Origin of the sequence: Halostella sp. PRR32 (assembly GCF_034808085.1) — an archaeon.
GTDB classification, from domain to species: Archaea; Halobacteriota; Halobacteria; order Halobacteriales; family Natronoarchaeaceae; genus Halostella; species Halostella pelagica.
Genome location: NZ_JAXHGL010000001.1, coordinates 135,956 through 160,002 on the forward strand (window position 1 = coordinate 135,956; position 24,047 = coordinate 160,002).

Consider the following 24,047-nt stretch of genomic DNA (forward strand, 5'->3'; position numbering starts at 1 on the left):
GATCCAGTGCTTGAGTAATTATTTATGGTCGAAATATTAACTATTATATATGAATGGCACTGCGTCACGGTCACTACTGCATGCTAAAGCCGGCAGAGTTTATATTCCGCCACTTGCCGTCCTCTATCTCTATTCGATCTCATCAAACGTTCTATATGGATATGTAGCTACATTTGGAATTGCTGCCGCCGTTGCCGCCCATGCTCACAATGTAGCTATTTTTGGAGCAGATGGTTCATTCACGAACATGGATGCACAGGATGAGAGATTTCAACGTTGGTTGATTGCGATATTCAAACAAGGAAGATTAGAGGATTATCCACGCTCTCGAATAGAATTTATTCGGAATATTGATACTCTCCCTGTCAAATGGAAACGTCTTCCCACGGTTGTACTGACCGTGTTTTCAGAGTGGATGACTTACTTGATGATCGGAACTGCCCTTTTTGGATTCTGGCACTACCGTTCTGGGTTAGATTTTGTAGGTCTGACTTTACTGTTTGCTCTGGCTGTATTCCTTCTCCAACCTCTCATTTGGCCTATGTATTGGGCAGTTAGTAATCAGCGAGATAAGGAACACCCTCCTGTTGACACACCTGATCATAGGAAACTCAATGACTTCACGAAAACCTTGGAATCCAACCAAGGTGTAAGAGTGACGAGGAATGAATATGCCCTTGAGAGTGGCGGTGAGGTTAATTTGGAATGTGAAATTGAGTTCTCAGAGAAAGACCTGATACAATTAGTAATTCAGTCGGTTTCTTTTGCCTACGTAGGATTGGTAGAAAGCACTTCTCTCCCTCAGTCAAAACTGAAGGCTACGTTAATCGATCCTGCTGGCAACAGAACACAGTTTACTATAGACCGCTCTCTGGTCCATCAATATACAGACCATCAAATAACAGAGACAAAATTCATTGAGGAGGTTATCAAGCAGTCAAGATTTCCTAATGAGTACAAATAAACTCTCCAAATATCTGATACAGAACTACTAATTGAGATATAAGAATTCGCTCATTGAGCCGAAATTTCATAATTTGTTTGTTAATAACGTGGAATCGTATTACTGCGTGCGCATCCTGAGAACCCGGCCCGCTTACTTGCCACAGACGGCAATCTATGTTTCAACTTGAGACGGAGCTAAAAGTGCATGACGGAAATAGGAAACGGATGCTCCGGCAGGGATTCGAACCCTGGTCCTTGCCGTGAGAGGGCAAGATGATTGGCCGGACTACACCACCAGAGCGCATTAAATTGTAGGAGGTGTGGGTATTTTAACGGTTGCGTTTTAGTCACGCCGTGAGGCGGTTTCTCGTATCACTCATCGTCGAACGGTGACCCGGCGGCTTCGGGTTCGTCGCCGTCGAGGCTGATGATGTTTTCCCTGCCGACGCGGAGTTTGCTGATAGTCCCTTCCTCTTCCATGTCGGAGAGAAGCATACTGACTTTCGATTTCGACCATCCCGTCCGTTCGACGATCTTGACCTGCTTCAACCGGCCGTCGTTCTCAGTGAGGAGTTTAATGACTCGGTCCTCGTCAGAGAGGAACTCCTCGTTGTCGACGGGAGCATCCGCCGCTCCCGTGGTTCGCGTCCTACCCGTTTCGTCGTCCTCGGACTGGTTCCCTTCTTGGTCGGACTCACCGAATAACGCGTCCCCGCGACGAAGCGCCACGACCGCGACGGCACCGACCAGAAGGACGGCGAGCGCGGCGGCGATAGTGAGGTCACTGCTCAGGACTGTGCTTTCGTCCTCGTCGGGCGAGTCGGTGTTGCCCCCATCATCGGCGACGTTCTCCGTCGTGGGTGTCGCTGTCGTTTTGACGGCGCTCGGAGGGGCAAGGACGACGCGCGGGCGGTTGTCCGTGAACCGCCGTTCGCCGCGCCAGGTCACCGAATCGCTTTCGGACGGCGCTCCGTCAGACAGTTCGCCGTCCGGCGAGACGGACTCGAAGGTCAGGTCATCGCTCGTCTCGATGACGAGCGCCTGCTCTGGGCCGATGTAGAGGCCGCTTTCGAACACGTCGCCGACGATAACGCGGTCACCGTCTCGCTCGGCAAACCCGCGCCAGGTGAACGACATTTCCACGACGCCCGTCGTGTCAGTCCCGAGTTCCTCGGCCACCTCGGCGCGCCGTGAAAACGCCGTGGCGTTCATCGACCGGCCGGTCGCGTTCGTGCCCTTGTCCGCTAGCGCCACACCTTGTTGGCGGAAGTCCGTGAACAGTTGCGTCTCGTTCTCTTCGAACTCCTCGGCGAACTCCCGGAATTGTCTTTCTTCTGAACTGTTAGCCAGTCGGCGCTCGAAGTGGAACGTCCACCGCGCTGACCCGTTCGACAGCATCTCGATCCGGAACTCCGTGTAATCGAACTGCTGGGTTCCGATCACGTTCGACTCTTCGGCCCGCGCAACGTCGGAACTGACGACGCCGCGTTCCTGCCCTCCGGAACCCGGATCGTACACGGCCGCTCCGGCGAGTGCGGCCACGCTGATCAGGAGAGCGATACCGAGCGCCCGATTCATTCGTGTAAGTGAAATCGGGGCGTTGTCAAAGGCTTTGCGACGTGCTTTGTATGAGAATTACTACATTTTAACCGTCTCTTTCCGACCGTGATCGCTCGGGGTTACGGTGCGAGACGGTTCTTCCGGTTTTTCATGTTCTCTTCGTAGTACTCGAACGTGATCGGACACCACTCCGCTGCGAGATCGAGGATGCGTTCTGTCATGTCTCGGATCTCCCACTGGCTATCGGCGGCGGCCCGCATATCAGCCACGTGCATCAACATCCTGGCGTTCATACTCATCACCATGTTCACCTCCGTCCCGATCGGGAGAACGAATCGTGCGTCCTCGGGCGGCATTCCCAGATCGAGCAGTTCCTGGTAATCCACGACTGACTGACGGACGGACCGCTGGAACAGTTCTTCGCGCTTCGCGACGGTGTCTTCGTCGACGGAACCCGACTGCTGATTCCGCCCGACCCAGTCCGGGTCCGACGCAGACGGCGGCGTGACCACCATCTCACCCTCCTCGACATCGGCGGGGTCGACATCGTCGAAGGAGACGTACCGCATCGACTGCACGTCGAAACTGACGTGGCGGTGCCGAGTGATCTGGGCCATGCAGGAACGGCTGATTCCCTTGATGGCGAACGTCACCTGCGGGTGCTCGAACGGACCGAAGTGACCGTGGTCGAGGAGGTGGCCGATGAGCGTCCGCTTTCGCTCGTCCATCGTCTCACCCTCGACGGTAGACATGATCGTTTCGAACGACTGATCGCCGACGAACTCGCCCATGTAGTCGTTTCGCGCCGCCGTACAGATCACGCGCTCCGGGTCCTCAGTCGCCTCGAGGAGTTCGACTTTCATTACAGGGTTTCCACTCGTACTCTGCTGGTAAATGTTTCCTTCGGCACTTCTGGCCCACGCTCGCCGTGCAGACTGCGGTCCGCGAGCGGACGGGAGGAATGGTCGCGGACGCATCTCTCGCGGACTGATGAAGTGGTCACGGATGGCCCCCGCGGATCGGCGAGCGATCCACAGCCGTCTCGGGCGAGGAGAACCGGTACGCAATAAGAAGTCCCAAGCATCGGTGACGAGTAGTGGTGGACATGATATCTAACCTGGCTGCCGACACGCAGGCGTTTACGAGCAACGCGTTTCTCGTCTCCGGCGACCGAACGGTACTCGTAGATACCGGGTCGAACTTCGATGTCGTTTCGAAGGTCAGAGAGCGCGTCGACGGACTGGATGCCGTCGTACTGACGCACACCCATCCCGACCACATCGGTAACCTCTCCGAGGTCGTCTCCGCCTTCGACGACGGTCCGGACGGTGACGGGATCGAGGTGTGGGGGTACGACGGTTCGCGGGACGACGTGGACCGCGCCATCGCCGACGAGGAAACGGTCCGTCTGGGCGACGACGAGTACGTCGCCTTGCACACGCCGGGGCACAAGGACGACCACCTGTGTTTCTACTCACCGGACGCCGACGTGCTGTTCGCCGGCGACCTGGTTTTCCAGAACGGGAGTTTCGGCCGCACGGATCTGGAGGAGGGAGACAGGGAAACCCTGATAGAAAGCATCGATCGTGTGGCCGACCGCGTGAACGGGACGCTTCGGGAGATGCACACCGGTCACGGGCCGAGCGTCAGCAACGACCCGTACTCGCACATCGAACTCGCGGCGAAGATGGCGAGACAGGCCTGATTCCCGTCGGAAACTGAGAACCGAACGAGACGACAGGAACGTCAAGATGCGAGCAAGCAGGTGATCGAGGAGCTATTGTGGGGCGTCTTCGACGACGACCGTCCCGTCGCCGTACACGGTGACGGCGTATCCGACGTGCGTGAACGAGATGTGATCTGGCCCGTCTCCGGTTGACGGACGAAACAGCGAGTCGAGCGTGTCAGGGTCGATAGTCTCGTAGAGCGGCGGTAGTTCGAGCGGTTGAACGCCGGCGCTATCAGCGACGGCGGAGATCACGGTAGTACTCAGTAACTGGTCGCCCCCGAAATCGTGTTCGACCGCGTAGTCGGGCGTGTCCTTCGAGGACAGTGAAAGTGAGTTGCTTTTCGACGTCATCAAACTGTATCCCAACCTTACCGATTATAAACCTACGTCACTGTTTTTCTTTCAGAAGGGAAGCTCCGGCAGATTTTACCGCCGCAAGGTATGCTTGAAGGAAGTGTTTCGAGGGCTCTCGGGTCAAACGTCGATCTGCGGTTGAACTGGTGTTCGACGCCGGTTTCGGTTGGTACAACAGTGCTTGAACGCTGATCGACCGCCGCTGACGCTGTGGGTATCTCATACCGGTGGCTGTAACTTGGTAAAGACAACCGGACCCCGAGGGTCCGATATTCTTCAAGGAATCACAGCCGACATTTCAGTCTTCAGTCTGTTTTAACCCGTAGTACCCCGGTTCCTCTTCCTCGCGCGGTTGCGCGACGACGAGATCGTCCGAATTGCGCATGATCCAGGGGATCGCCCAGTCGAGCAGGACGTTCTCGGTCTCCACGTCGATCTCTGCGTCCGGGTCGAGTTCCTGAAGCATTCGTGCGATCTCGTAGACGGTGTACATCTGCCCCGGTGCCAGCAGTTCGTCCGGCGTGTAGAAGTCACAGGGGTGTAACTGGTCGAACTCGTCTTTCGGAACGGGCATACGGTCGACTACGGCGGAGGCGGGGGTAAATCGCACGATGTCGAGAGGCGGGTATCGAGGGTCTTTCGCGCCGTCGTATTCCCTCTGCGCTGTCGGACGATTATCAGAACGGACCCATCGCTCCGGCGTACGGTCACGAACGCGATAAAAATTCGAAGGTGAACGACTCGTCGCTACGCGGCGACGGTTACTCGAACAGCTGAACGACGTCCTGGTAGTTCTCGGCGGCCGCGTCCCAGTCGACTACGTCGAAGAACCCGTCGATGAAGCTACCGCGGTCCGGACCGTAGTCGTAGTAGTAGGAGTGCTCCCAGACGTCGAGCGCGAGGATCGGGTGACTACCCCACAGCGCGCCCTGGTCGTGCTTATCGACCGCAATGTTGCGCAGTTGCTTGGCGACCGGGTCGTAGACGAGAAGGGCCCAGCCACCCGCGGCGCTCGCGGCGGCCTCAAACTCACCCTTCCAGCCTTCGTAGGAACCGAAGTCCTCCTCGATGCGGTCGGCGAGTTCGCCTTCCGGCTCGCCTCCGCCGTTCGGATCCATGTTCTCCCAGAAGAGCGTGTGGAGGTAATGTCCACAGCCGTTGTGCGTGACGTTGCCGAGCGCGCCCGCAGTGCCGTCGTAGTCGCCGGACTCGCGGTTCTCCGCGAGCGTCTCCTCGGCGCTGTTCAGGCCGTTGACGTAGCCCTGGTGGTGCGTGTCGTGGTGCCAGGTGAGTACCTGTTCGCTAAGAGCCGGTTCGAGCGCGTCGTAGTCGTACGGAAGTGGTGGGAGTTCGTGGTCTGCCATAGTAAATTCCTCCAGAGAGACGTTCGCTAGGATCGTAGTTAAAACCACACGAACCGGTCAACGAACCCGGAAGCAGATTAAAGTAAGGATTGTGATATTAACCGGACGGCGTACATCCACCCGTTACTCGCTCGATTCCGAGGTTTTCGATCGAAGTAACCGGGTCGCTACTCCGCCAGCGATACCAGTCCCCGCGACCAGCGCACCGAACCCGGGCAGGCCGTCGCCAGTATCGGTGTTCGTTCCGTTCTCGTCAGGTTCACCCTCGACCGTGGGGCCACTCCCGGTCGCTACCTCCCCGCGGTCCGGCGGGACCGTCTCTATCGTGAGGCGGATGAACTCGTCCGTGCAATCGCTCTTTCGAGTGATGATAAACGGCGTCCCCTGTTCGGACTCCCAGGTGGTCCCGTCAACGTACATTTCGACTTCCCGTCGCTGGGGGTCGTCCCGGATGCGGTCGACGAGCATACCGTTGTACCGCAGCGCCTCGTTTACCCCCCACTCCATCTCGCAGTCACCCACGGCCGCCGGGATCGACCCCTGATCGTCCGGACGGTACGTGGCGATCATGAACTGTCCGACGTAGTTTCCGGTCCAGGGATCGCCCTGCTCCTGCAAAACGATCTCCCGCGTCGCTTGGACTTCTCCCTCCTCCTCAGTTCCCTGCCCGTCGTCAGTCTCTTGACCGTCTTCCTCCGTTTCCTGTGCGGCGGCGCTGGTCCCCGTCCCGAAACTATACGCGATCCCGCTAACGCCGGCCAGAAACGTCCGCCGGCGGATCCGCAGTCGCCGTCGCTGGTGATGGTTCCCCGTCATTAGAATCCCCCAGTGGTAGTACGACAACGACCCCCCTAACCGTTCGCATTACTACGGTTTCGGAGAGGAACGCGACATCCGTTCACTCGCCGCGTGCGGCCTCGAACATCGCTACCGCGGCTTCGCGCCGTTCGCCGTGGTCGACGATAGGCTCGGGATAGCCCGGCGCGGTGCGGTGCCGTTCAGTCAGGGTCAGGTCGGGCCAGTCATGGATCTGTTCGGCGGTTGCGTTGCCGAGTTCGGGGACGTACTCGCGGACGTACTCGCCGTCGGGGTCGTACCGCTCGCCCTGCGTCATCGGGTTGAATATCCGGAAATATGGTTGTGCGTCAGTTCCGGTGGACGCGGCCCACTGCCAGCCGCCGTTGTCGTTTGCGGTGTCGTGGTCGACGAGTTTTTCGCGGAACCAGTCGTACCCCTCACGCCAGTCTATCAGCAGATCCTTCGTGAGGAAGGCGGCGACGAGCATTCGGACGCGGTTGTGCATCCACCCCTCCGCCCGCAACTGTCGCATCCCCGCGTCGACGATAGGGTACCCCGTCTCGCCGTCCTTCCAGGCGCGAAGCGCGTCCGGGTCGTCGCGCCAGGCGATGTCGTTCTCGTACGACTTGTAGTTCGACCGCACCACGTCCGGATGGAAATAGAGGACGTGCGTGTAGAACTCGCGCCAGGCGAGTTGCGACTGGAACTCCTCGACGGAGTCTCGTTCCGCCTCGGTCTCGGCTTCTGCGAGCGCGTCCGTCGTCGCGTCGTACACCTCGCGAACGCCGATGGTGCCCCACTTGAGATGGGGCGAGAGGCGGGACGTAGCCTCGTCCGCCGGGTAGTCACGGCGCTCCTCGTATCGGTAGATGTCTGACTCACAGAACGCCCGGAGACGTTCGCGGGCGGGGGCCGTACCCGCCGGTGAGATGTCGGCCTCCGGGTCGTCGAATCCGAGGTCGTCTAGCGTCGGCAGTGCGTCGCCCTCTACGTCGGCGAACGCGCCCGCATCCGGCACGTCGTACGGCGCTCCCTTCTCTCGGTCGAGCCACTTTCGTCCGAAGTACGTAAACACCGAGTACGGGTCGCCGTCCGCGGTGGTGATAGCCCCGGGCTCGTGGAAGATTCCGTCGCGTACTGCCTCGCAGGAGAACCCGGCCTCGTCGAGCGAGCGCCGGACGGCGGCATCGCGTTCCTGCGCCAGGCCCGAGTAGTCTTTCGCCCAGAACACCGCTTCCGCCTCGTACGTCTCGGCCAGTTCGGGGAGGACCACTTCGGGTTCGCCGTGTCGGACCAACAGGTCACTCCCGCGGTCGCGATATCGCTCGCGAAGCGACGACAACGCGTCCAGCAGAAACTCGACCCGTGGCGGCGACCCGTGTTCGAGCACGGCGGGATCGAACACGAACACCGGAACGACCGGACCGTCAGTGGTCGCCCGCGAAAGCGCCCGGTTGTCCGCCGTTCGGAGGTCCCGCCGGTGCCAGTGGAGCTGCATACGTTCCGTGAGGACGGTGGGGAGAAAAATCCCGGGCCGCCATTCATGTAACACATATAACATCCGCCGGTCCTGTGCGTCCGCTGTTGGTTCAAATTGTAGTTCTATACAAAGTTTTATGTCATATCCTCGTGAACAGAAATCGCGTTTCAGTGGCTGAAAAAATGTCGATAACAAGAGGTGTACTCTCGAACGCGAATTCACACACCGTGATACTGACCAGACGGTTGAACGCTGCTTCGCGGGAGACCTGTCTCGATATCGTCAGTGGACACCGTCCGACGGAGCGAAACGTGGTGGCAGTCACCTGTGACCTGTCTGCGGAACGCTTCGTCGATCGGTGGAGCGACTACGTCGGCGCGCCGCCTCTCACGTGTGGCATCGTCGACGTGGGAGAGCGGACGCGACCGACTGTTTCGGGAGTAGACCCAGACCGAGTCCGGACCGTCTCCGATCCGGGGAACCTGCAGCACCTCCACGATGCCGTCGAGACGCATCTCAGCGAACTGCCCGACGCGGATCGTACCGTCGTCTACCTCGATACGGTGAACGCCCTATTAGATCACGTTCCGATCCCGTCAGTAACCGGCTTTCTCGACAGACTCACGTCGTCACTGTCGGCGCTCGGAGCGGTCAGTTGTGCGTCGTTCGAAACTGGCGAACGCGGCGAGCGGACGATCCGACCCGTCACGGAGACGTTCGGCACGGTGTTCGAATTGGGGCGACTCGGCCGAAGCCTCGAACCGACTGACGACCAACTGTCCTCCGACGACGTGTTCGAGGTTCTTTCCTCCCGCTCACAACGGCTCGTACTGCGTAGTCTCCTGCGAGCGGAGGGAACGCTCCACGTGCGCGAACTCGCACAGCGTATCGCGGCCGCGCAGACGACCGAGCAACCGGATATCGAACAGATCGTCACCAGACTCCACCACATCGACCTGCCGAAACTCCGAGAGACCGGGCTTGTCGCCGTCGAGGACCGAGTCGTCTCCGCGACCGAGGTGGTCACCGAGGTGGAACCGTATCTCGCGCTGGCGCACCCGGACGAACGGAACTAAGCCGTGGCGGGCAGTCAGCGGTCGGTTCCCCGCCGAGACCGCCGGCGCATAAGCGGCACTCGGCCGCGCGTTTCCAGTCTGAACTGCGCGGCATCCGTACAACTTTATGAGAGTTGATCGTGTATTATCGGATATGCGCTCAGGAGAGGGTCAAACGTGACGGTCGAACAGTTCCACGTCGACGGCGAGGCGGCGGTAGTAACGGGGGCGTCAAGCGGCATCGGAAAGGCCATCGCCGAGCGGTTCGCGGACGACGGCGTCGACGTCGTCGTCTGCTCCCGCGACATCGACAACGTCGAACCGATCGCTGACGGGATCGCCGAGAGCGACCGTCCGGGCGATGCGCTGGCTGTCGAATGTGACGTGACAGAACGAGACGCCGTGGAGGCCCTGATAGCGGCGACCGTCGAGGAGTTCGGCGGGATAGACGTGCTGGTGAACAACGCCGGGGCGAGTTTCATGGCGAACTTCGACGACATCACGCCGAACGGGTGGGGGACTGTCGTCGACATCAACCTCACCGGAACGTATCACTGCACGCAGGTCGCCGGCGAACACCTGAAAGACGGCGGCGGAGTCGTCGTCAACCTCGCCAGCGTGGCCGGTGAGCAGGGCGCACCGTACATGAGTCACTACGGTGCGGCGAAAGCGGGCGTGATCAACCTCACTCGGACGCTCGCCTTCGAGTGGGCGAGCGAGAACGTCCGCGTCAACTGCATCTCGCCGGGATACGTCGCTACGCCCGGCGTCGAGGCGCAGATGGGCGTGTCCGCCGACGAGGTCGACAGGGAGACGGTCGAGCGGCGACTCGGCACTAGCGAGGAGATCGCCGACATCGCGCAGTTCCTCGCCAGTCCCGCCGCCTCGTACCTCGTCGGACAGTCGATCGCTCCGGCCGGCGTTCCCGACATCAAGGAGGATCCCGAGATATGACGGACGAACCGACGGCGGCCGACCGGACAGTCCACCTCCCCGTCGCGGCCCAGCCGAGCGTCGAGACGCTTGTCGACCTCACTCGACGGGCCGAAGACCTGGGGTACGAGCGGGCATGGCTCCCCGAAACCTGGGGCCGGGACGCCGTCACGACGCTTACGAGTATGGCACACGGCACTGAACGGATCGGCATCGGACCGAGCGTTCTCAACGTCTATTCGCGGTCGCCGGCGCTTATCGCCCAGAGCGCGGCGACGCTTCAGGAGGTCGCGGACGGACGACTCCGGGTGGCTGTCGGTCCGAGCGGCCCCGCCGTCATCGAAGGCTGGCACGGCGTCGACTTCGACCGTCCCCTCAGGCGGACCCGAGAGTACATCGACGTGTACCGCACCGTTCTCGACGGGGAGACGCTGAACTACGACGGCGACGTGTTCGATCTCGCCGGCTTTCGTCTGCGCTGTGACCCGCCGGAACAGGTGCCGCCCATCGACGCTGCGGGAATGGGGCCGAAGGCGGTGGAACTCTGCGGACGCTTCGCGGACGGGTGGCACGCGATCGTTTTCACTCCCGAGGGACTCCGGGACCGACTCGGGGACCTCCGTCGCGGCGTCGAACTGGGCGGTCGCGACATCGACGACGTGCGCGTGACGCTCTCTCTCCCTTGCTGTGCGCTTGACGACGGCGAGCGGGCGCGGGAACTCGGCGCTGAACACTGCGCGTTCTACATCGGCGGGATGGGGACGTACTACCGCGACTCGCTGGCCCGGCAGGGGTACGAGGACACCGCCCACGAAGTCGCCACGGCGTGGGCGAACGGCGACCGCGACCGTGCCGTGGAACTCGTCGACGACGCGCTCCTCGACGACCTCGCCGCGGTCGGGACACCTGACGAGGTTCGTGACCGGATCCGGACGTTCGAGAGCATAGACGGCGTCGATGCCGTCGCCGTTAGCTTCCCGCGCGCTGCGACGGTCGATGATGCGCGGCAGACGCTCGACGCGCTAGAACCGTAGGAAACGTCCGCTTTCGTCGTCGTTCGCCGGCAGTCCCGGAGAACGAACGGCAATCTACTCTGGACGGTGCTACGCTTCCGGTGAAACGGCGATACGGCCGCTTAGAGGTCTCGCCTCAGACGGATCTCGTCGTCAGTCACCGCGTCGACGTTCGCCTCCTGAAGGGGGTACGTGTCGTCGTTCGTGTCGCCCCAGCCGAGTTTCGATTTGATCTTGTCTGTGACCCCGGGGTCGGGGTCGACGTGGGCCGTCCCACCGCGTACCTCCGTGACCATTCCGACTTTCTCGCCGTCGGCGTTGACGACGTTTTTGCCCTCGTCGTCGTCCGTGATGTTCGATCTCATTCCGGTTTTACCGGCGACGGAAGGCGCAATAAGAGGACAGAATCGTTTCGTGAACTTGCCGGAGGAAATGACTACTTTCCGAAAACCCCATCCCCGCATCAACCCGGTTTTGCAAGTAACGCCGGCTTACGCCGCCAGGCTACTGAATATCAGTACAGATTCGGAGGGTCGCAGTTCGTAATTCCCGCTTACTGAAGGAAAGCAAGCGTTATCAACTTCCGGTCGTAGTCGGTGGTAGCGAATGGCTGCCCCGACCGACGACCCCCGCGTTCACGACGAATACGTCGAAACGATTCCCTCCGACGCGTCTGCAAACGACCAGGCCGGCGACATCACCCTCGTCGGCGTCGTTCACGACCATCCCGCGAGCGTCCACCGGGTTCGTTCGCTGATCGGATCGAACGACCCCGCGACAGTAGCCCTCGAACTGTCGCCGCTTGCGATCCCCCTCTTCGAGGCGTACGCGACCGGAGAGCGAGACGAGGCTCCGCCCGAGTTCGGCGGCGAGATGAGCGCGGCGATTCAGGCCGCAGACTGCGAGGTCGTCGGCGTAGACGCGCCGAACGCCGCGTTCGTCGTTCGCCTCGCGGCGCGGATACTGGACGAGCGGCCGGATCCCCGGACCGTCTACCGCGTCCTCCGCGGCACGCTCAGCGTGTCGCGTCACGCCCTACAGTGCCGCCTGGGTGCGGTCGTTGCCCGACTCACTGGACGGACTATCGAACTCGACCGCCCCCTCGACCACGAGTGCACTCGCCGGGATCCCCCCGCGGAGCAAGCGGCCGACGAGAAGCGACAGGCGAATCAGAGCCTCTCGCTCCTCCGAGCCTTCGAAACCCCGGAGCCGATGCATCTCCGGGACGCGACACGCGAAGAGTGCATGGCCGCTAAACTCGCTGACCTCCGGACGGCGGGAGACGTTCTCGCGGTCGTCGGCATCGACCACCTCGACGGTGTCACGGCTGCACTCGACAGCTGAGTCCCTTCCGTAGTCGGCTGACGCGCGGGCTGTCGAGCGCAACTCCTCCGCAGTTTGTCACCGTTTACCGCCATTTATCGGCGATCCCGCCCTAGCAGTAACATGGACGCTATTCAGGTCCAGGAGTTCGGGTCTAGTGACGTATTGAGTCTCGTCGAGCGGGAGCGTCCGGAACCCGACGAGGGCGAGGTGCGCGTCGCGGTCGAGGCGGCCGGGATCAACTTCGCCGACATCATGCAGCGTCGCGGACACTACCACGGCGGCCCGGAACCGCCGTTCGTCCCCGGAATGGAGGCGGCGGGCACCGTCGATGCCGTCGGCGAGGGCGTCGACCTGGACGAGGGACAGCGCGTGGTCGCTATGACTGACGGCGAGGCGTACGCCGAATACGTCACCACCGATGCGCAGTCGCTGTTTCCCGTTCCTGAGGGCATGTCGTTCGCGGAGGCCGCCGGCTTTCCGGTCCAGTTCCTCACCGCGCACAGTTGTCTGTTCGAGTGGGGCAGTCTGGACCCGGACGGCGGAGCGTCCGGCGACGGTTCGGACGAGCAGGCGGACCGCGTCCTGATCCACGCCGCCGCGGGCGGCGTGGGCACAGCGGCGGTACAGCTTGCACACCGCGCGGGTGCCGAGGTGTTCGGCACTGCCAGCACGCAGGAAAAACGGTCACTCGCGGAACGGCTGGGCTGTGACCACCCCATCGACTACACGTCAGAGGATTTCGTCGACCGGGTCAACGAGATAACGGACGGCGAGGGCGTCGGCCTGGTGTTAGACGGCGTGGGCGGTGACACGTTCCGAAAGAGCGTCGACGCAGTCCCGCAGTTCGGTCAGATCGTCGCCTACGGCGCTGCGAGCGGCGAACCGGGACAGGTCGACACGGCAACGCTCCTGTTCGGCAATAAGACCGTGACCGGTTTCCATCTCGGCCGGGCCATGGTCGAGGACCCCGACCGCGTGCTCCGCGCCGTTCCCGACCTACAGCGCGGGTTACAGGCCGGCGAACTCGAAGTGGTCGTCGGTGAGGAGTTCGCCCTCGAAAACGCCGCCGAGGCCCACGAGTTCATCGAGGGTCGGAACTCCACCGGAAAAGTCGTCCTGCGGACCTGAATCGGTCGTCACTCCGGGACCGGGTCGATCCCGTCCCGCCGCCCGTCGAGCACGTCGAATCGCTCCTCCCGCCGACGTTCTAACCAACGGAGCAGTCGCTCCGCCCAGTCGAGTTTCTTCGACTTTACGGGATCGACGGCGTCGTCGTCGAAGTCCCACCCCGGAAACCGGAGTTCGGCCGCACCGAAGTGGTCCGCGAGGAAAGCACCCCGGTCGCCGTCGGTGAACCCCCCGAAGTTCCGTACCGGACCGGCCGGTTTCGCCTGCGTCGTCGGGAGAAGGAAATCGGGGTCGAACGAGGGGACGAACGACCGGACCGCCGGGCCGTTGTCGCCGTGGGCGTGGACGGCCACGGGAACGCCGCGTTCGGAGAGGTCGACCGCCGTTCCGACGTTTTTGTCGAGGTCCGTCACCATCAGATCGACGGCTACATTATGCGCTCGGAGTACGTCCGCGGCCGTGGAAGCCGCCACGACCACGTCAGCCTCCCGCGCGACGGAGGTTTCCGCAGAGAGCGACGGCCCCGCACCGGCGACGGCGACAGTCGACCCATCGAACTCGGGGAGTCGGCCCGTATCGAACGGTGACACTAGTTCGGCGAGGCGGTCTCGGACGCGCTCGTCCGCCGACCGCTCGAAACCGAAATCGGCCAGGATCGCCTCGTAAACCGGGTTCCATTCGTCGAAATTCATAGCAGTAGCTGGACGTTAACCATCCTTAGGAACGCGTGATTTCGTGAGCCGGAATGGCTCCTCCAAGTACCCCTACCCGAGGGCCCTTCCGGCTACCAAGCGGGGCTACACATCCATCCGGCATAAGTTTTCTCTTACCCAAGGATGTCACGCAGTTGTCGTTCCGTCGGTCCGAACTCGGGGGCGCGCTCCGCAGTAACGGCCGCGATAGCTGATAGATCTGCGGGCTTACCGGCCAGAAGCACCCCGTCCCCGCCCGTTTCGAACACGGCGTTCCGGTCGGCCGCGGCCGACGCGAGGGCGCGCCGCGCATCGCGTGTCAGTCCTGTCAGTTCGAACACCCGCATCGTACACGCCGTTGCCGCGTCCGGGTCTCCGCCGAGACGTTCGATGTGTCGCCGCGCCTCGTCGGTCGTCGTCACGTCCAGTTCCTCGATGCGGATGCCGTCGCCGTCGCGGATGCGCTCGCGGGCGAACGTGTCACCGACGAGCGCGGCGTCGCGTGTCTCTGCCACGTCGTGGGTCCGGACGATGTGCGCGCCTCGCTCGACGGCCATCGACGTTGCGGCGAGGCTCACCGGTAACGCCTCCTCCGTCGAACGGTCGTTGATACTCCGCAGGAAGTTCTTCCGGTTGATCGAGACGAGCATCGGGCGGTCGAGTCCGCGGAACTCGCGGAGGCGGCGGAACGTCTCGCGGTCGTCCTCTAGCGTCTTCTCCTCGCTCCACCCGCCGAAGGCGGGGTCGACGATGGTCTTGTCCGTGAGACCGTTTTGCTTTAGCGCGTCGTAGATATAGTCCGCGTAGCTGGCGTTACGCTCCCATTCGGCGGACCGTCGCTCCGCCCAGTCTACGTCTTCGAGGGCACCGGGTCGTTCCAGATCCGGCGGGCTAGCCATCTTGGCGACGGCCACATCGTACTCCCGGCACACGTTCGGCATCTCGGGGTCGGCGAATCCGCAGATGTCGTTGACCATATCGAACCCGCGCGAGAGCGCTTCGTCGGCTACCTCGGCGTAGCGGGTTTCGATCGAGAAGACTGCGTCGCCGCTCACACTCTCGATGGCGTTGACGGCGGTGTCTAGACGGTCCAGTTCCTCCTCTGCGGAGAGTACACTGAAGCTCTTGTTCGCCGATTCCAGGCCCACGTCGACGATGTCCGCACCTTCGCCGATCAGGTCCTCGTCCACGTACGCGGCCGCTTCACCGGGGTCGTCGTAGACGCTCGGGTCGTACGGCGACTCCTCGCTGACGTTTAACACGCCCATGATCCGCGGCGGGTAGTCGTCGCCGATCCCCAGCCCCGCGGCGTCAACGTTTCGCATGGCTGTACTGCGGGACCACGGAACCAAAAGGAGTGCGTTCCGAGCGAACCGCTCCCCTGATGTGACCGTGAGTCCCGGTCTCTCCGAGTCGTTGGGGGATGACCGTCCCAGACCGAGAGAGGGTTCCAAGGGCCGGCGTGCGAAGCCGAAACGCGCATCGGTTGGCCGTAGGGTTAACACCGTGGTCATACGGAAAACGACGTATTCACCCGGGAAACGACGAATTCAGACGGGAAACATCGTATTTACGCGAACTCTTCTAGGTCGAGGTCGGTGAACTCGTATTTGAGACGCACCGTATCGTCGGACTGGCTGTATTCGACCACGCCCGCGTCGTCCATCTTCGGGACGTGCGAGTGATACAGGTCCATGTAGATCGATTTGACGGCTGATCCGGGGATCTGAGCGAGGTTCTGCTCGTCGTGTTCGATTCGAGCGACTTCGTCAGCCAGATCGGCGAGCGTCAGCGGGTTCCGGTACTGCTTGAGGCAGTAAAGAGCGTACCGACGGCGTTCGCGCGACAGGATTGAGAAGAGAACATCCGTTTCCACCGTTTCGATTCCACTGTCGCCTTCTTTCACGGGTTTCTGATTCATAGATAGCTGGAATATACGAGGCAGAGAATATCGGAGTGACGCCAAACCCTTTGGGTCTACCGAACCGCGGAACCGTTCTACGTCCGCGTACGAGCCGTTACTGACCCGACCGTCACGGTCCCACGACCGGCCGCTCAGTTGTTTCAATCGCTTTTTACGCCGCGGACGGATAGCATCACGTATGGCAAAGGTCAGCGTCGGACTCCGCGGATGGCGTTTCGAGGAGTCGGAAATATTCACCGAGGACGGCAACTGGCGGCCGTTCGACGAGATGCACGACGAGGACCGCGAACGTCTCCTTCGTCTGCGAACGCTCGTCACCAAGCCGTGTGACGCGTGCTTCCTGGTCCACGGCGAGGAGGATATCGAACGGTGTCGCGAGGCCGAGATAGTCTACGGCGAACCGAAGTCGGAAGTCGTGCTCTGTGACGAACACGAAGCCGATTTCCGCTACTGGTTCAGCGAGGCCGGCGGGGACGACTACCGCGGTGAGGACGAACTGCAGGACGCGTTCCACGGCTGGTTCGACGACGGCAATCGCGCGCCGGAGGCGTTCGGCGGCGTCGACCACGTCGACACCGACCCCGAGGCGCTGCCGGATCCGCCGAACCCCAACGACGACGAGGACCGCTATCGCATCACCCTCCGCGACGCAATGGAACCGGAAGAGACTGACCTCGACGAGGACGCTCTGGATGACATCGACCTCTCCGCGGACTACCCGTCGTGAGACGACGATGACTGCGCCCTCGATCGTGGTCGTGGACGCGGAGACGCCGGGCAACGTCGGAACTATCGCTCGCGCGATGAAGAATTTCGGGTTCTCGGACCTGAAACTGGTGAACCCGCCGGAACTCGACCGGGACGGCGAGGCGTACGGCTTCGCCGGTCAGGCGCGCGAAGACATCCTACCGAACGCCGACACCGTCACCTTCGACGAGGTGGTCGAGAACTACCACACCGTCGGAATGACCGCAACTACCAACGAAGACTGCCGAAAGCACACCCGGTTTCCGTTCTCGACGCCCGACGAACTGGCCGAGGACCTGATCACCGTCGAAACGGACACCGCCATCCTGTTCGGCCGCGAGGACAACGGGTTCACCAACGACGAACTCGAACGCGTCGACCAGATCGGATCGATCCCCGCCAGCGCCGACTACTCCTCGCTGAACCTCGGACAGGCGGCGACGGTGACGCTGTACGAGCTACGGGATCTAGCGATGGCGGAGACGCAGCTACCGGACCGCGAACGGGAGCGCGCCGCCCAACCGGCTATCGAGCGCCTGCACGACGAGTTCTCGGCGTTCCTCGTCGCTGTGGGCCATCCCGAGGTCAAACGGTCGAAAACCGAGCGGATGCTCCGTCGCCTCGTCGGCCGCGCCCACCCCACCGAGCGCGAGGCGTCGCGCCTGACAGGTATTTTCCGTCGCGCGACATCGAGCCTGAACGAGGAGTGATGGCGCGGTCGGCATTCATGGCAATTCAGTATAATTATATATTTCCAGGGCGTTCGTATATCGTATGGTTAACACGAACAGACGAACGGTTCTCAAGACGGTCGGCGCGAGCAGCGCTGCCCTTCTCAGTGGTTGTAGCGGAGTCCTAGACGGTGGAAGCGACGACGACAGTTCGTCGGGCGGTGCGCCCGACTACCGGGACTGGTTCCCGACCGCGTCCAAACTCGAAGGCGAAAGCGGAGGATATCTCTACGGCGTGTTCGACATGTCGGCGCTTGCCGAACTGGAAGACGATTCGGAGGACCAATCGGATTCGGACTCCAGCCAGCCGACGGACCCGCTCGTCGCGAACCCGCTCGGGATCTACCTCGCCGCCGCGTTCCTCTCGCTCAGTTACAGTCAGATGGGCCTCACCTCGGTCATGGAGGGGATAGACAAGAGTTCTAACCCGATAGACCGCTGGATACTCGTCGGCGGGTACAGCGTCTTCGAAGGGTCGTTCGACACGGAGAAACTCGAATCGAACTTCGACCAGATGGGCTACGACGACCCGAGCGAGGTTGGGGACTTCTCCCTGTACGAACACCCCGATAACCCCTACGCCGTTGGGATTCGGAGCGACACTATCGTCGCCGTCTCCGGAAACGACCTGGAGGACCCCGGAAGCGTCGCAACGGCCATCATCGACGCCGAGCGCGGCGAAGTAACCCGAGAGCACGAGGACAACGACACGTTCGACAAAGTAACGAAGGCCGTCACCGACGGCGATCTACTCTACGGCGTGTTGCCCGAGTCGGAGACGTTCGAGTCGGAGAGCGGGTCGGACGACCTCGGCGTCAACGTGAGGCCGTTCACCAACGCGGTCGGTCTCTCGCAGTCGCTAGCGATCGACTCGGACGCGAGCGAGGCGACTGCCCGGGCCGGCGTGGTGTACGACAGCGAGGACGACGTCGATACGGACAAGTTAGAGTCCGGACTCGGAGCCGAAGCGAGCGAGTTCGACCTCCAACAGGACGGCAGCGAAGTGTCTATCGAGGCGACGTACGAAGAAGACGACGTAAGCGGCTAGATCACGCCCGCTGCTGTATCTCTTCTCTAAGGACCTCGCTCACGAGGTCGCCGTCCGCCTTGCCGCGGAGCGCGCCCATTGCCTCGCCCATCAGTCCGGAGAACGCGCCCATACCCTCCGCTTCGACCTGGTCGGCGTTGCGTTCGACGACCTCGGCGACGGCCTCCCGGACCTCGCTCTCGTCGACGCCGCCCAGACCTTCCTCTTCGACGGCTTCCTCGGCGGTTAGCTCCGGGGTTTCCGCGAGTGCGGTCAGCAGGTCCTCTAACCCCTCGTTCGGAACGTCGCCGCCGTCGACGAGCGTAATCGCGTCGCGCAGGTGCGTCTCCGTGAGGTTCTCGACCGGCATGCCGTCCCGGTCGAGGGCAGTCAACGTGGATTCCAGCGTCCCGGCGGCCAGCGTCGGGTCGACGCCGTCCGACGATCCCCCGCTCGAATCACTCACAGCGACGCCGTCACCGACCAGATCCTCGAACAGGGGCATCCGGCGGCCGAACGCGACCTGTTCCGCGAGACCCTCGTCGAGGCCGTGTTCGTCCTGATAGCGCTCTACCTTCTCGGTGAGCAGTTCGGGCGTCTCGACCTCGGTGACGTCCGGTTCGACGGGCGGCACGTCCGTTTCGGGGTACATCCGGGCCGCGCCGGGCAGCGGACGAAGGTAACGGGAGGTGCCGTCGTCGTTCGCGCCGCGTGTCTCCTCCGGGACGTCCTCTATGGCGACCGCCGCGCGCTCCGCGGCGGCCTCGATGGCGGCGGCGGCCGTCTCCTCGTCGTCGGCGACGATGGCGACGGCGTCTTCGGGCCCGGCATCCACCGCGTCTCGGAGCGCGGACACCTCGTCCTCGGTGACGCCGTAGGCGGGGAGTTCGTCGGTGTGGAAGATGCCGCCAGCGCCGTGGCGCTTGGCGTGGTCCGACAGTTCGGTTCCGAGGCGGCGGTCGGGTTGGATCTCGCGGCCGACGAGGCCGTCGAAGCCGTACAGCGGGACGGCTGTGACCGCGCCGCCCGAACTGAGTGCGCCCTGAATGACGTCGCTGTCCGTGTCTGCTCGCGGGCTTTGCCCGCTCGCATGGTCCGAGGCGCTCTGCGCCTCGCTATCCTCGAACACGCTGGTCACGTCCTGCACGTCGCCGACGCTCGCGTCGCGCGCTTGCAGTTCCTCGGCGATGTCGAGCAGTTCGACCTGTCTCCGGACCTCGTTGCGGACGAGGTCGTCGATGTCGTCGAGGCTCTGGACGCCTTTCATCTCGACGCGGGCCCCCTCGGCGATGGAGACGTTCACGTCCTGGCGGATGGTGCCGAGGCCGCGCTTGACCGCGCCGGTCGAGCGCAGGAGCATCCCGATCCGTTCGGCCGCGGCGCGGGCCTGCTCCGGCGAGCGGATGTCGGGCTTGGTGCCTATCTCGACGAGCGGAATTCCCAGCCTGTCTAGCGAGTAGCGGACGCCGTCGTCGGTCTCCTCGACGCGCTGGGCGCTCTCCTCTTCGAGCATGAGATCCTCGATCCCGACGGTCCCGGCGTCGGTTTCGATCTCGCCCTCGCTCGCGACCTTGGTCGTCCGCTGGAATCCGGACGTGTTCGACCCGTCAACGACGATCTTCCGCATGACGTGGGCCTGGTCGACCACGTTCATGTCGAGCAGTTGCGCTATCTCGAGCGCGACTTCCGTCGCCTCGGCGTCGAGGCGGTGGGGCGGTTCGTCGTCCTCTTCGACGAGACAGGTAGTGTCGTAGGCCAGATACTCGAACTCCCGTTCGACCTGGCTCTCCTCCAGTGCGGCCTCGTCTATCTCGCCCAGTTCGCTCTTCGTCGGATGGAGATAGCGGGTGAACGACCGCACCGACTGGTCCGGTTCGCGTAGTTCCGTCGGACACTCGCAGAACAGCTTCGCCTCCGTATCGAGTTGCTGGTGGATTTCCAGCCCAGCCACGAGCCCCAGTTCCTCGTAGTCGTACTCGGTCATTGCTGATGACTCCGGGTGCGAGGGGTAAAAAACCGTTCAGTTCGGCCGCGACTCGTCGTCGCGCTCCGACGGTCCGTCGTCTGTGTCGGCATCGCGGTTCACTGTTTTCTCATCGGTGTCGTCGTCCCGACCCGGCGTTCCGTCGTCGTTCGCCGTCCCGATGCCGTCGGCGGCGTCGGTGTCGGTCCCGCGTTCGGCCACCCGTTCATCGGTCCGGCTATTGGGCTCCGTACGGTCCCGCAGACGCCGCTTCCGCAAGCTCTCCTGCAGACGGTCCCGGAGTACACCGCGGATCCGGGCGGCGTCGTCGGCGTCGATATCGATCGCCGTCGCGTCGCGCTGGCGGATGCTAAACGCCCCCGCGGTGTCGGCAGTGAGATTCGCCAGGTCCCGGCGACGCTGGAAGACGGTCCGCTGCCGGACTACAGTCTGAAGTCGGTAGTACGGCACGACCTTCGTCGTTCGGGTCCAGAACCCCGACCGGGTGAGGACGTGACCGTCCTGGGTCTGGTAGCCCCGGTGCCGCCAGGTCAGGTGTGCGGCGACCGGGACGACTGCGAGCAAGGCGAGCGCCGCGTACCATTGGTCCGGCCCGCCGAGCGTCAGGTCCGCCGCGTACAGCGTCGCGGTCAGCGCGCCGACGACGAGCGAGTACCGAACCGCGTACCGTTCCCGGGCGCGCTTCGGCGACCGGGTGAACGACGGGTCCTCGAACGTTTCCACGGACTGTGCCAGTTCGTAGACGCGCTCGCGAGCGGCGAGCGGTATCGCCGACTCCGTTCCGGCGGACTGGCCGGCGGTGTACCCCGCCGTCTCGACGACGAGGGTCGCGTAGCCCGCGGTGCGCGTGACCGGGTTGTCCGTGACCGTGATCGTTTGGACCTTTTCCAGCGGGATCGAACCGCTGTACCGCTGGATCAGGCCGCGCTCGTACTGGAGTTCGTCGCCGACGCGCGTGAGCTTGAAGCCGTAGTAGCGCGCGAGCGTCATGCCGGCGCTGATGATCCAGGCTCCGAGAACGAGCGCACCGAGTTTCGGAAGGACGAGAGTGATGTCAGGCCGAGCCCCGCCCGGAATGGCGAAGGCCAGAAGCGTCGACACGTCGATGAGTTCGACGTACGGGAAAAAGAGGACCGAGAGAACGAGCGCCCCGGGGTTGACGGACGCGATGCTGAGCAAAACGAGCTCGTAGGGTCGGATCGAAAACAGCAGTTCCTCCGTCGCATCGGTAGAGCGTCTTCGGTCCGTCGAGCCGGCGGTCGGTATCGGGTGTGAGGTCCCGTCTTCGGCGGCAGCGGTTCCATCCACGGCGGTTTCGGCGCTCGTCTCGCCTACCGTGGTGTCGGCGGCGCGGTCGGCCTCCACGCGGTCCGCTCTCCGGCGAAGTTCGTCCTGCAGTCGTTTCGCCTCGTCGTAGCCGACGTACTGCAGCGACGCCTCGGTTTCGCCCCCGCCCGCGGTTTCGATGGTCAGCGTCGCGATGTCGAACGCGCGCTGGACGAGGTTCTGGCTAATGTCGACGTTCTGGATCCGGTGGAGCGGGATCTCGCGTTCGCGGCGGCCGAACACGCCGGACCGGATGTCGAACGTGTCCCCCGTCAGTTCGTACTCGAAGCGTCGGTAGTACGCCAGTTCGTAAGCTCCGCCGAGCAAGGCACCGAGGACGAGCAGGGGGATGGTCAGGGCCGCACTCACCAGATCGAGCGTCCCAGACGCCATAACGCCGGCGAAAAACAGCATGGACGCGCCGGTGATGCCGCGAGAGAGCGCGCGGTACGGCAGCGAGATTGGATGGAGTTTCATACTGCGTCTTGCTGTTCGCTCTCTCTGGCGAGTTCGCGCAGTTCGGACTGTAGTCGCTGCGCGCGGTCCGGCGTCAGTCCCGGAATTGTCACGTCCGCGCCGCGGGACCCGGCGGTGTAGACGACGACGCTCGCGAGTCCCGTCGCGCGTTCGACCGGTCCCCGCTGTGTGTCGACGTGCTGGACGCGGACGAACGGGACTACGGTGTCGATCCGTGTGATGACCCCGCGTTCGAGATACAGCGCGTCCTCTTGGATCTCGAACTGCCAGATCCGGAAGCGGGCGAGTGCGTGGACGAGTCCGAGAACGAACACGACGACGCTGATTCCGAGCGGGAGTTCGATACCGGCGGATACCCCATCGACGACGGCGACACGCTCGCCGAGGACAGTTCCGACCGCGACGACGAGTGCGACCACTGCCGCCGTGACGGCCGCACCGATGCCCCAGACGAACCGCACGCGGGGATGAAGCTTCTCCATGCGGAGGTATGGCATCCGACGGGTCAAGAAACCGTCCCTTCCGACCGGGACATACGCGGTCGATCCGGAGCCGACACGCGGCGGGAGCGTGCGATGACGTGCAGTACTCAGCGTGTACGAACGCTGACACGGGCGTTTATTCGCCCGGACGGAATAACAACGGTGTATGAACGTACGCGAACCCGACTCCGTCGACGGGGAAGCCATTAGAGACATCGCAGGGAGGTCGCTGCGGGCGTCGTACGGTCTGAGCCCGGAGACTATCGAGGCGCTCGTCGAGGAGTACCACGCCGACGAGCGCCTCGACGAGTTAGCGAGCGACGACGACAGCGTCCTCATCGTCGCGGAGGACGACGACGAACCGATCGGGTTCGCTGAAGGGGAGGTCGGCGACGAGTACGGTGAGGTCCACTGGCATCACGTCGCGCCGGAGGGCAGGGGGCGAGGTGCCGGCACCTCGCTCTTCGAACGGATGGAGGAAACGCTCCAGGAGCGCGGCGCTGAGCGCGTCCAGGCGAACGTCCTCTCCGACAACATGGAGGGCGCACAGTTCTTCGAGAAGTTCGGCTACGGGGAGGCGGGAACGGACCAAGTCGAGATAAACGGCGAGGAACACGCGGTCAACGTGTTCGTTCCGGAGGCGGACGCGGAGACGGAGCGGACTGACCCGGGGTCGGTTCCGGAAACGGTCGAGGACGAGGGCGAGACGCTGTACGTCGCCAGAGACGAGGAGATGGGCGGCGAGAAGGGGCCGTTCTACCCGCTGTTTTCGGACAGGGAAGAAGAGAACCCCTACGCGTTCTGGTGTTCGCACTCCGAGACGGTCGTCGCGGCCGGCGACGACCTGGGGCGGCTAGAGTGCTCCGAGTGCGGCAACGTCCACCGCGCCGACGACTGGGACGCGGGCTACCTCTGATAGGGACTGCCGTGAGTCGTTTCTGTAGTTCGCCGACGCGTGGTCGGCGACATCCC

25 protein-coding genes and 1 tRNA gene are annotated in these 24,047 nt (G+C 63.0%); 11 read left to right on the plus strand and 15 right to left on the minus strand.

Annotated elements, in window-relative coordinates:
- The first annotated feature begins 49 nt into the window (after nucleotides 1–49).
- On the plus strand, nucleotides 50–964 hold the full coding sequence (locus tag SM753_RS00815) for a hypothetical protein (RefSeq protein ID WP_323190180.1): 915 nt from the start codon (nucleotides 50–52) through the stop codon (nucleotides 962–964).
- 207 nt (nucleotides 965–1,171) lie between these two features.
- Here SM753_RS00815 and SM753_RS00820 read toward each other — a convergent pair.
- The 3 genes from SM753_RS00820 to thyX form a co-directional block, all read right to left on the minus strand.
- A tRNA-Glu gene (locus tag SM753_RS00820) sits at nucleotides 1,172–1,246 on the minus strand.
- A gap of 71 nt (nucleotides 1,247–1,317) precedes the next feature.
- The gene (locus tag SM753_RS00825) at nucleotides 1,318–2,523 is read right to left on the minus strand and encodes a helix-turn-helix domain-containing protein (RefSeq protein ID WP_323190181.1); all 1,206 of its coding nucleotides are present in this window, start codon (nucleotides 2,521–2,523) and stop codon (nucleotides 1,318–1,320) included.
- Nucleotides 2,524–2,624: 101 nt separating this feature from the next.
- Nucleotides 2,625–3,368, minus strand: a complete 744-nt coding sequence (thyX, locus tag SM753_RS00830) for an FAD-dependent thymidylate synthase (RefSeq protein ID WP_323190182.1) — start codon at nucleotides 3,366–3,368, stop codon at nucleotides 2,625–2,627.
- 242 nt (nucleotides 3,369–3,610) lie between these two features.
- Between thyX and SM753_RS00835 the strand changes: the two genes are divergently transcribed.
- Nucleotides 3,611–4,210, plus strand: a complete 600-nt coding sequence (locus SM753_RS00835) for an MBL fold metallo-hydrolase (protein WP_323190183.1) — start codon at nucleotides 3,611–3,613, stop codon at nucleotides 4,208–4,210.
- A 72-nt stretch (nucleotides 4,211–4,282) separates the two neighbouring features.
- Here SM753_RS00835 and SM753_RS00840 read toward each other — a convergent pair whose 3' ends face one another.
- From SM753_RS00840 to SM753_RS00860, 5 genes are all read right to left on the minus strand, one after another.
- A complete protein-coding gene (locus SM753_RS00840) occupies nucleotides 4,283–4,585 on the minus strand; it encodes a HalOD1 output domain-containing protein (RefSeq protein WP_135534185.1) in 303 nt (100 codons plus the stop codon).
- Between the two features lie 301 nt (nucleotides 4,586–4,886).
- Complete coding sequence (locus SM753_RS00845) at nucleotides 4,887–5,162, minus strand: DUF5827 family protein (RefSeq protein WP_135534186.1); 276 nt, start codon at nucleotides 5,160–5,162, stop codon at nucleotides 4,887–4,889.
- A 187-nt stretch (nucleotides 5,163–5,349) separates the two neighbouring features.
- Nucleotides 5,350–5,952 carry a superoxide dismutase gene (sod, locus tag SM753_RS00850; protein WP_135534187.1) on the minus strand — a complete coding sequence of 201 codons (603 nt, stop codon included), beginning with the start codon at nucleotides 5,950–5,952 and terminating at the stop codon, nucleotides 5,350–5,352.
- 123 nt (nucleotides 5,953–6,075) lie between these two features.
- On the minus strand, nucleotides 6,076–6,768 hold the full coding sequence (locus SM753_RS00855; protein WP_323190184.1) for a hypothetical protein: 693 nt from the start codon (nucleotides 6,766–6,768) through the stop codon (nucleotides 6,076–6,078).
- Nucleotides 6,769–6,850: 82 nt separating this feature from the next.
- Nucleotides 6,851–8,248, minus strand: a complete 1,398-nt coding sequence (locus SM753_RS00860) for a deoxyribodipyrimidine photo-lyase (protein ID WP_323190185.1) — start codon at nucleotides 8,246–8,248, stop codon at nucleotides 6,851–6,853.
- 296 nt (nucleotides 8,249–8,544) lie between these two features.
- On the opposite strand from SM753_RS00860, the gene SM753_RS00865 reads away from it, so the two are divergent.
- From SM753_RS00865 to SM753_RS00875, 3 genes are all read left to right on the plus strand, one after another.
- Complete coding sequence (locus tag SM753_RS00865) at nucleotides 8,545–9,306, plus strand: hypothetical protein (protein ID WP_323190186.1); 762 nt, start codon at nucleotides 8,545–8,547, stop codon at nucleotides 9,304–9,306.
- Between the two features lie 156 nt (nucleotides 9,307–9,462).
- Nucleotides 9,463–10,239 (plus strand): glucose 1-dehydrogenase, encoded by a 777-nt coding sequence (locus SM753_RS00870; RefSeq protein WP_323190187.1) that lies wholly within the window; start codon nucleotides 9,463–9,465, stop codon nucleotides 10,237–10,239.
- Nucleotides 10,236–11,252 (plus strand): TIGR04024 family LLM class F420-dependent oxidoreductase, encoded by a 1,017-nt coding sequence (locus SM753_RS00875; protein ID WP_323190188.1) that lies wholly within the window; start codon nucleotides 10,236–10,238, stop codon nucleotides 11,250–11,252. Before SM753_RS00870 ends, SM753_RS00875 begins: the two co-directional genes overlap by 4 nt.
- A 101-nt stretch (nucleotides 11,253–11,353) precedes the next feature.
- Here the strand turns inward: SM753_RS00875 and SM753_RS00880 are convergent, their stop codons facing one another.
- Nucleotides 11,354–11,596 carry a PRC-barrel domain containing protein gene (locus SM753_RS00880; RefSeq protein ID WP_323190189.1) on the minus strand — a complete coding sequence of 81 codons (243 nt, stop codon included), beginning with the start codon at nucleotides 11,594–11,596 and terminating at the stop codon, nucleotides 11,354–11,356.
- 241 nt (nucleotides 11,597–11,837) lie between these two features.
- Here SM753_RS00880 and SM753_RS00885 point away from each other — a divergent pair, with 241 nt between their 5' ends.
- Together SM753_RS00885 and SM753_RS00890 are read left to right on the plus strand one after the other, a co-directional pair.
- On the plus strand, nucleotides 11,838–12,575 hold the full coding sequence (locus SM753_RS00885; RefSeq protein WP_323190190.1) for a hypothetical protein: 738 nt from the start codon (nucleotides 11,838–11,840) through the stop codon (nucleotides 12,573–12,575).
- 102 nt (nucleotides 12,576–12,677) lie between these two features.
- The gene (locus SM753_RS00890) at nucleotides 12,678–13,685 is read left to right on the plus strand and encodes a zinc-binding dehydrogenase (protein ID WP_323190191.1); all 1,008 of its coding nucleotides are present in this window, start codon (nucleotides 12,678–12,680) and stop codon (nucleotides 13,683–13,685) included.
- An 8-nt stretch (nucleotides 13,686–13,693) separates the two neighbouring features.
- Here the strand turns inward: SM753_RS00890 and SM753_RS00895 are convergent, their stop codons facing one another.
- The 3 genes from SM753_RS00895 to SM753_RS00905 all read right to left on the minus strand — a co-directional run bounded on the left by SM753_RS00895 (nucleotide 13,694) and on the right by SM753_RS00905 (nucleotide 16,298).
- Nucleotides 13,694–14,377, minus strand: coding sequence for a 6-hydroxymethylpterin diphosphokinase MptE-like protein (locus tag SM753_RS00895; RefSeq protein ID WP_323190192.1), 684 nt, complete (start codon nucleotides 14,375–14,377; stop codon nucleotides 13,694–13,696).
- Nucleotides 14,378–14,511: 134 nt separating this feature from the next.
- The gene (gene folP / locus SM753_RS00900) at nucleotides 14,512–15,702 is read right to left on the minus strand and encodes a dihydropteroate synthase (RefSeq protein WP_323190193.1); all 1,191 of its coding nucleotides are present in this window, start codon (nucleotides 15,700–15,702) and stop codon (nucleotides 14,512–14,514) included.
- Nucleotides 15,703–15,947: 245 nt separating this feature from the next.
- Nucleotides 15,948–16,298 (minus strand): hypothetical protein, encoded by a 351-nt coding sequence (locus SM753_RS00905; RefSeq protein ID WP_323190194.1) that lies wholly within the window; start codon nucleotides 16,296–16,298, stop codon nucleotides 15,948–15,950.
- Between the two features lie 181 nt (nucleotides 16,299–16,479).
- Here SM753_RS00905 and SM753_RS00910 point away from each other — a divergent pair, with 181 nt between their 5' ends.
- The 3 genes from SM753_RS00910 to SM753_RS00920 all read left to right on the plus strand — a co-directional run bounded on the left by SM753_RS00910 (nucleotide 16,480) and on the right by SM753_RS00920 (nucleotide 18,827).
- Nucleotides 16,480–17,028 (plus strand): hypothetical protein, encoded by a 549-nt coding sequence (locus tag SM753_RS00910; protein ID WP_135534199.1) that lies wholly within the window; start codon nucleotides 16,480–16,482, stop codon nucleotides 17,026–17,028.
- 7 nt (nucleotides 17,029–17,035) lie between these two features.
- The gene (locus SM753_RS00915) at nucleotides 17,036–17,758 is read left to right on the plus strand and encodes an RNA methyltransferase (protein WP_138797493.1); all 723 of its coding nucleotides are present in this window, start codon (nucleotides 17,036–17,038) and stop codon (nucleotides 17,756–17,758) included.
- A gap of 64 nt (nucleotides 17,759–17,822) precedes the next feature.
- Complete coding sequence (locus tag SM753_RS00920; protein ID WP_323190195.1) at nucleotides 17,823–18,827, plus strand: hypothetical protein; 1,005 nt, start codon at nucleotides 17,823–17,825, stop codon at nucleotides 18,825–18,827.
- Nucleotide 18,828: 1 nt separating this feature from the next.
- Here SM753_RS00920 and gatE read toward each other — a convergent pair whose 3' ends face one another.
- The 3 genes from gatE to SM753_RS00935 are packed head-to-tail and all read right to left on the minus strand — an operon-like array spanning nucleotide 18,829 to nucleotide 23,075.
- Nucleotides 18,829–20,790 (minus strand): Glu-tRNA(Gln) amidotransferase subunit GatE, encoded by a 1,962-nt coding sequence (gene gatE / locus SM753_RS00925; RefSeq protein ID WP_323190196.1) that lies wholly within the window; start codon nucleotides 20,788–20,790, stop codon nucleotides 18,829–18,831.
- A gap of 36 nt (nucleotides 20,791–20,826) precedes the next feature.
- The gene (locus SM753_RS00930) at nucleotides 20,827–22,593 is read right to left on the minus strand and encodes a PH domain-containing protein (RefSeq protein ID WP_323190197.1); all 1,767 of its coding nucleotides are present in this window, start codon (nucleotides 22,591–22,593) and stop codon (nucleotides 20,827–20,829) included.
- On the minus strand, nucleotides 22,590–23,075 hold the full coding sequence (locus SM753_RS00935) for a PH domain-containing protein (RefSeq protein ID WP_323190198.1): 486 nt from the start codon (nucleotides 23,073–23,075) through the stop codon (nucleotides 22,590–22,592). Before SM753_RS00935 ends, SM753_RS00930 begins: the two co-directional genes overlap by 4 nt.
- Nucleotides 23,076–23,241: 166 nt before the next feature.
- Here SM753_RS00935 and SM753_RS00940 point away from each other — a divergent pair, with 166 nt between their 5' ends.
- Nucleotides 23,242–23,991, plus strand: coding sequence for a GNAT family N-acetyltransferase (locus SM753_RS00940; protein WP_135534205.1), 750 nt, complete (start codon nucleotides 23,242–23,244; stop codon nucleotides 23,989–23,991).
- Nucleotides 23,992–24,047: the final 56 nt, after the last annotated feature.

What these genes read in the sequence shown, in the direction of transcription:
- SM753_RS00905 (WP_323190194.1), bottom strand. Translation starts at nt 16,298, where the DNA reads ATGAATCAGAAACCCGTGAAAGAAGGCGACAGTGGAATCGAAACGGTG.
- sod (WP_135534187.1), bottom strand. Translation starts at nt 5,952, where the DNA reads ATGGCAGACCACGAACTCCCACCACTTCCGTACGACTACGACGCGCTC.
- SM753_RS00890 (WP_323190191.1), top strand. Translation starts at nt 12,678, where the DNA reads ATGGACGCTATTCAGGTCCAGGAGTTCGGGTCTAGTGACGTATTGAGT.
- SM753_RS00895 (WP_323190192.1), bottom strand. Translation starts at nt 14,377, where the DNA reads ATGAATTTCGACGAATGGAACCCGGTTTACGAGGCGATCCTGGCCGAT.
- thyX (WP_323190182.1), bottom strand. Translation starts at nt 3,368, where the DNA reads ATGAAAGTCGAACTCCTCGAGGCGACTGAGGACCCGGAGCGCGTGATC.
- SM753_RS00910 (WP_135534199.1), top strand. Translation starts at nt 16,480, where the DNA reads ATGGCAAAGGTCAGCGTCGGACTCCGCGGATGGCGTTTCGAGGAGTCG.
- SM753_RS00885 (WP_323190190.1), top strand. Translation starts at nt 11,838, where the DNA reads ATGGCTGCCCCGACCGACGACCCCCGCGTTCACGACGAATACGTCGAA.
- SM753_RS00855 (WP_323190184.1), bottom strand. Translation starts at nt 6,768, where the DNA reads ATGACGGGGAACCATCACCAGCGACGGCGACTGCGGATCCGCCGGCGG.
- SM753_RS00825 (WP_323190181.1), bottom strand. Translation starts at nt 2,523, where the DNA reads ATGAATCGGGCGCTCGGTATCGCTCTCCTGATCAGCGTGGCCGCACTC.
- SM753_RS00835 (WP_323190183.1), top strand. Translation starts at nt 3,611, where the DNA reads ATGATATCTAACCTGGCTGCCGACACGCAGGCGTTTACGAGCAACGCG.
- gatE (WP_323190196.1), bottom strand. Translation starts at nt 20,790, where the DNA reads ATGACCGAGTACGACTACGAGGAACTGGGGCTCGTGGCTGGGCTGGAA.
- SM753_RS00935 (WP_323190198.1), bottom strand. Translation starts at nt 23,075, where the DNA reads ATGGAGAAGCTTCATCCCCGCGTGCGGTTCGTCTGGGGCATCGGTGCG.
- SM753_RS00840 (WP_135534185.1), bottom strand. Translation starts at nt 4,585, where the DNA reads ATGACGTCGAAAAGCAACTCACTTTCACTGTCCTCGAAGGACACGCCC.
- SM753_RS00930 (WP_323190197.1), bottom strand. Translation starts at nt 22,593, where the DNA reads ATGAAACTCCATCCAATCTCGCTGCCGTACCGCGCGCTCTCTCGCGGC.
- folP (WP_323190193.1), bottom strand. Translation starts at nt 15,702, where the DNA reads ATGCGAAACGTTGACGCCGCGGGGCTGGGGATCGGCGACGACTACCCG.
- SM753_RS00920 (WP_323190195.1), top strand. Translation starts at nt 17,823, where the DNA reads ATGGTTAACACGAACAGACGAACGGTTCTCAAGACGGTCGGCGCGAGC.
- SM753_RS00815 (WP_323190180.1), top strand. Translation starts at nt 50, where the DNA reads ATGAATGGCACTGCGTCACGGTCACTACTGCATGCTAAAGCCGGCAGA.
- SM753_RS00845 (WP_135534186.1), bottom strand. Translation starts at nt 5,162, where the DNA reads ATGCCCGTTCCGAAAGACGAGTTCGACCAGTTACACCCCTGTGACTTC.
- SM753_RS00860 (WP_323190185.1), bottom strand. Translation starts at nt 8,248, where the DNA reads ATGCAGCTCCACTGGCACCGGCGGGACCTCCGAACGGCGGACAACCGG.
- SM753_RS00875 (WP_323190188.1), top strand. Translation starts at nt 10,236, where the DNA reads ATGACGGACGAACCGACGGCGGCCGACCGGACAGTCCACCTCCCCGTC.
- SM753_RS00880 (WP_323190189.1), bottom strand. Translation starts at nt 11,596, where the DNA reads ATGAGATCGAACATCACGGACGACGACGAGGGCAAAAACGTCGTCAAC.
- SM753_RS00915 (WP_138797493.1), top strand. Translation starts at nt 17,036, where the DNA reads ATGACTGCGCCCTCGATCGTGGTCGTGGACGCGGAGACGCCGGGCAAC.
- SM753_RS00940 (WP_135534205.1), top strand. Translation starts at nt 23,242, where the DNA reads ATGAACGTACGCGAACCCGACTCCGTCGACGGGGAAGCCATTAGAGAC.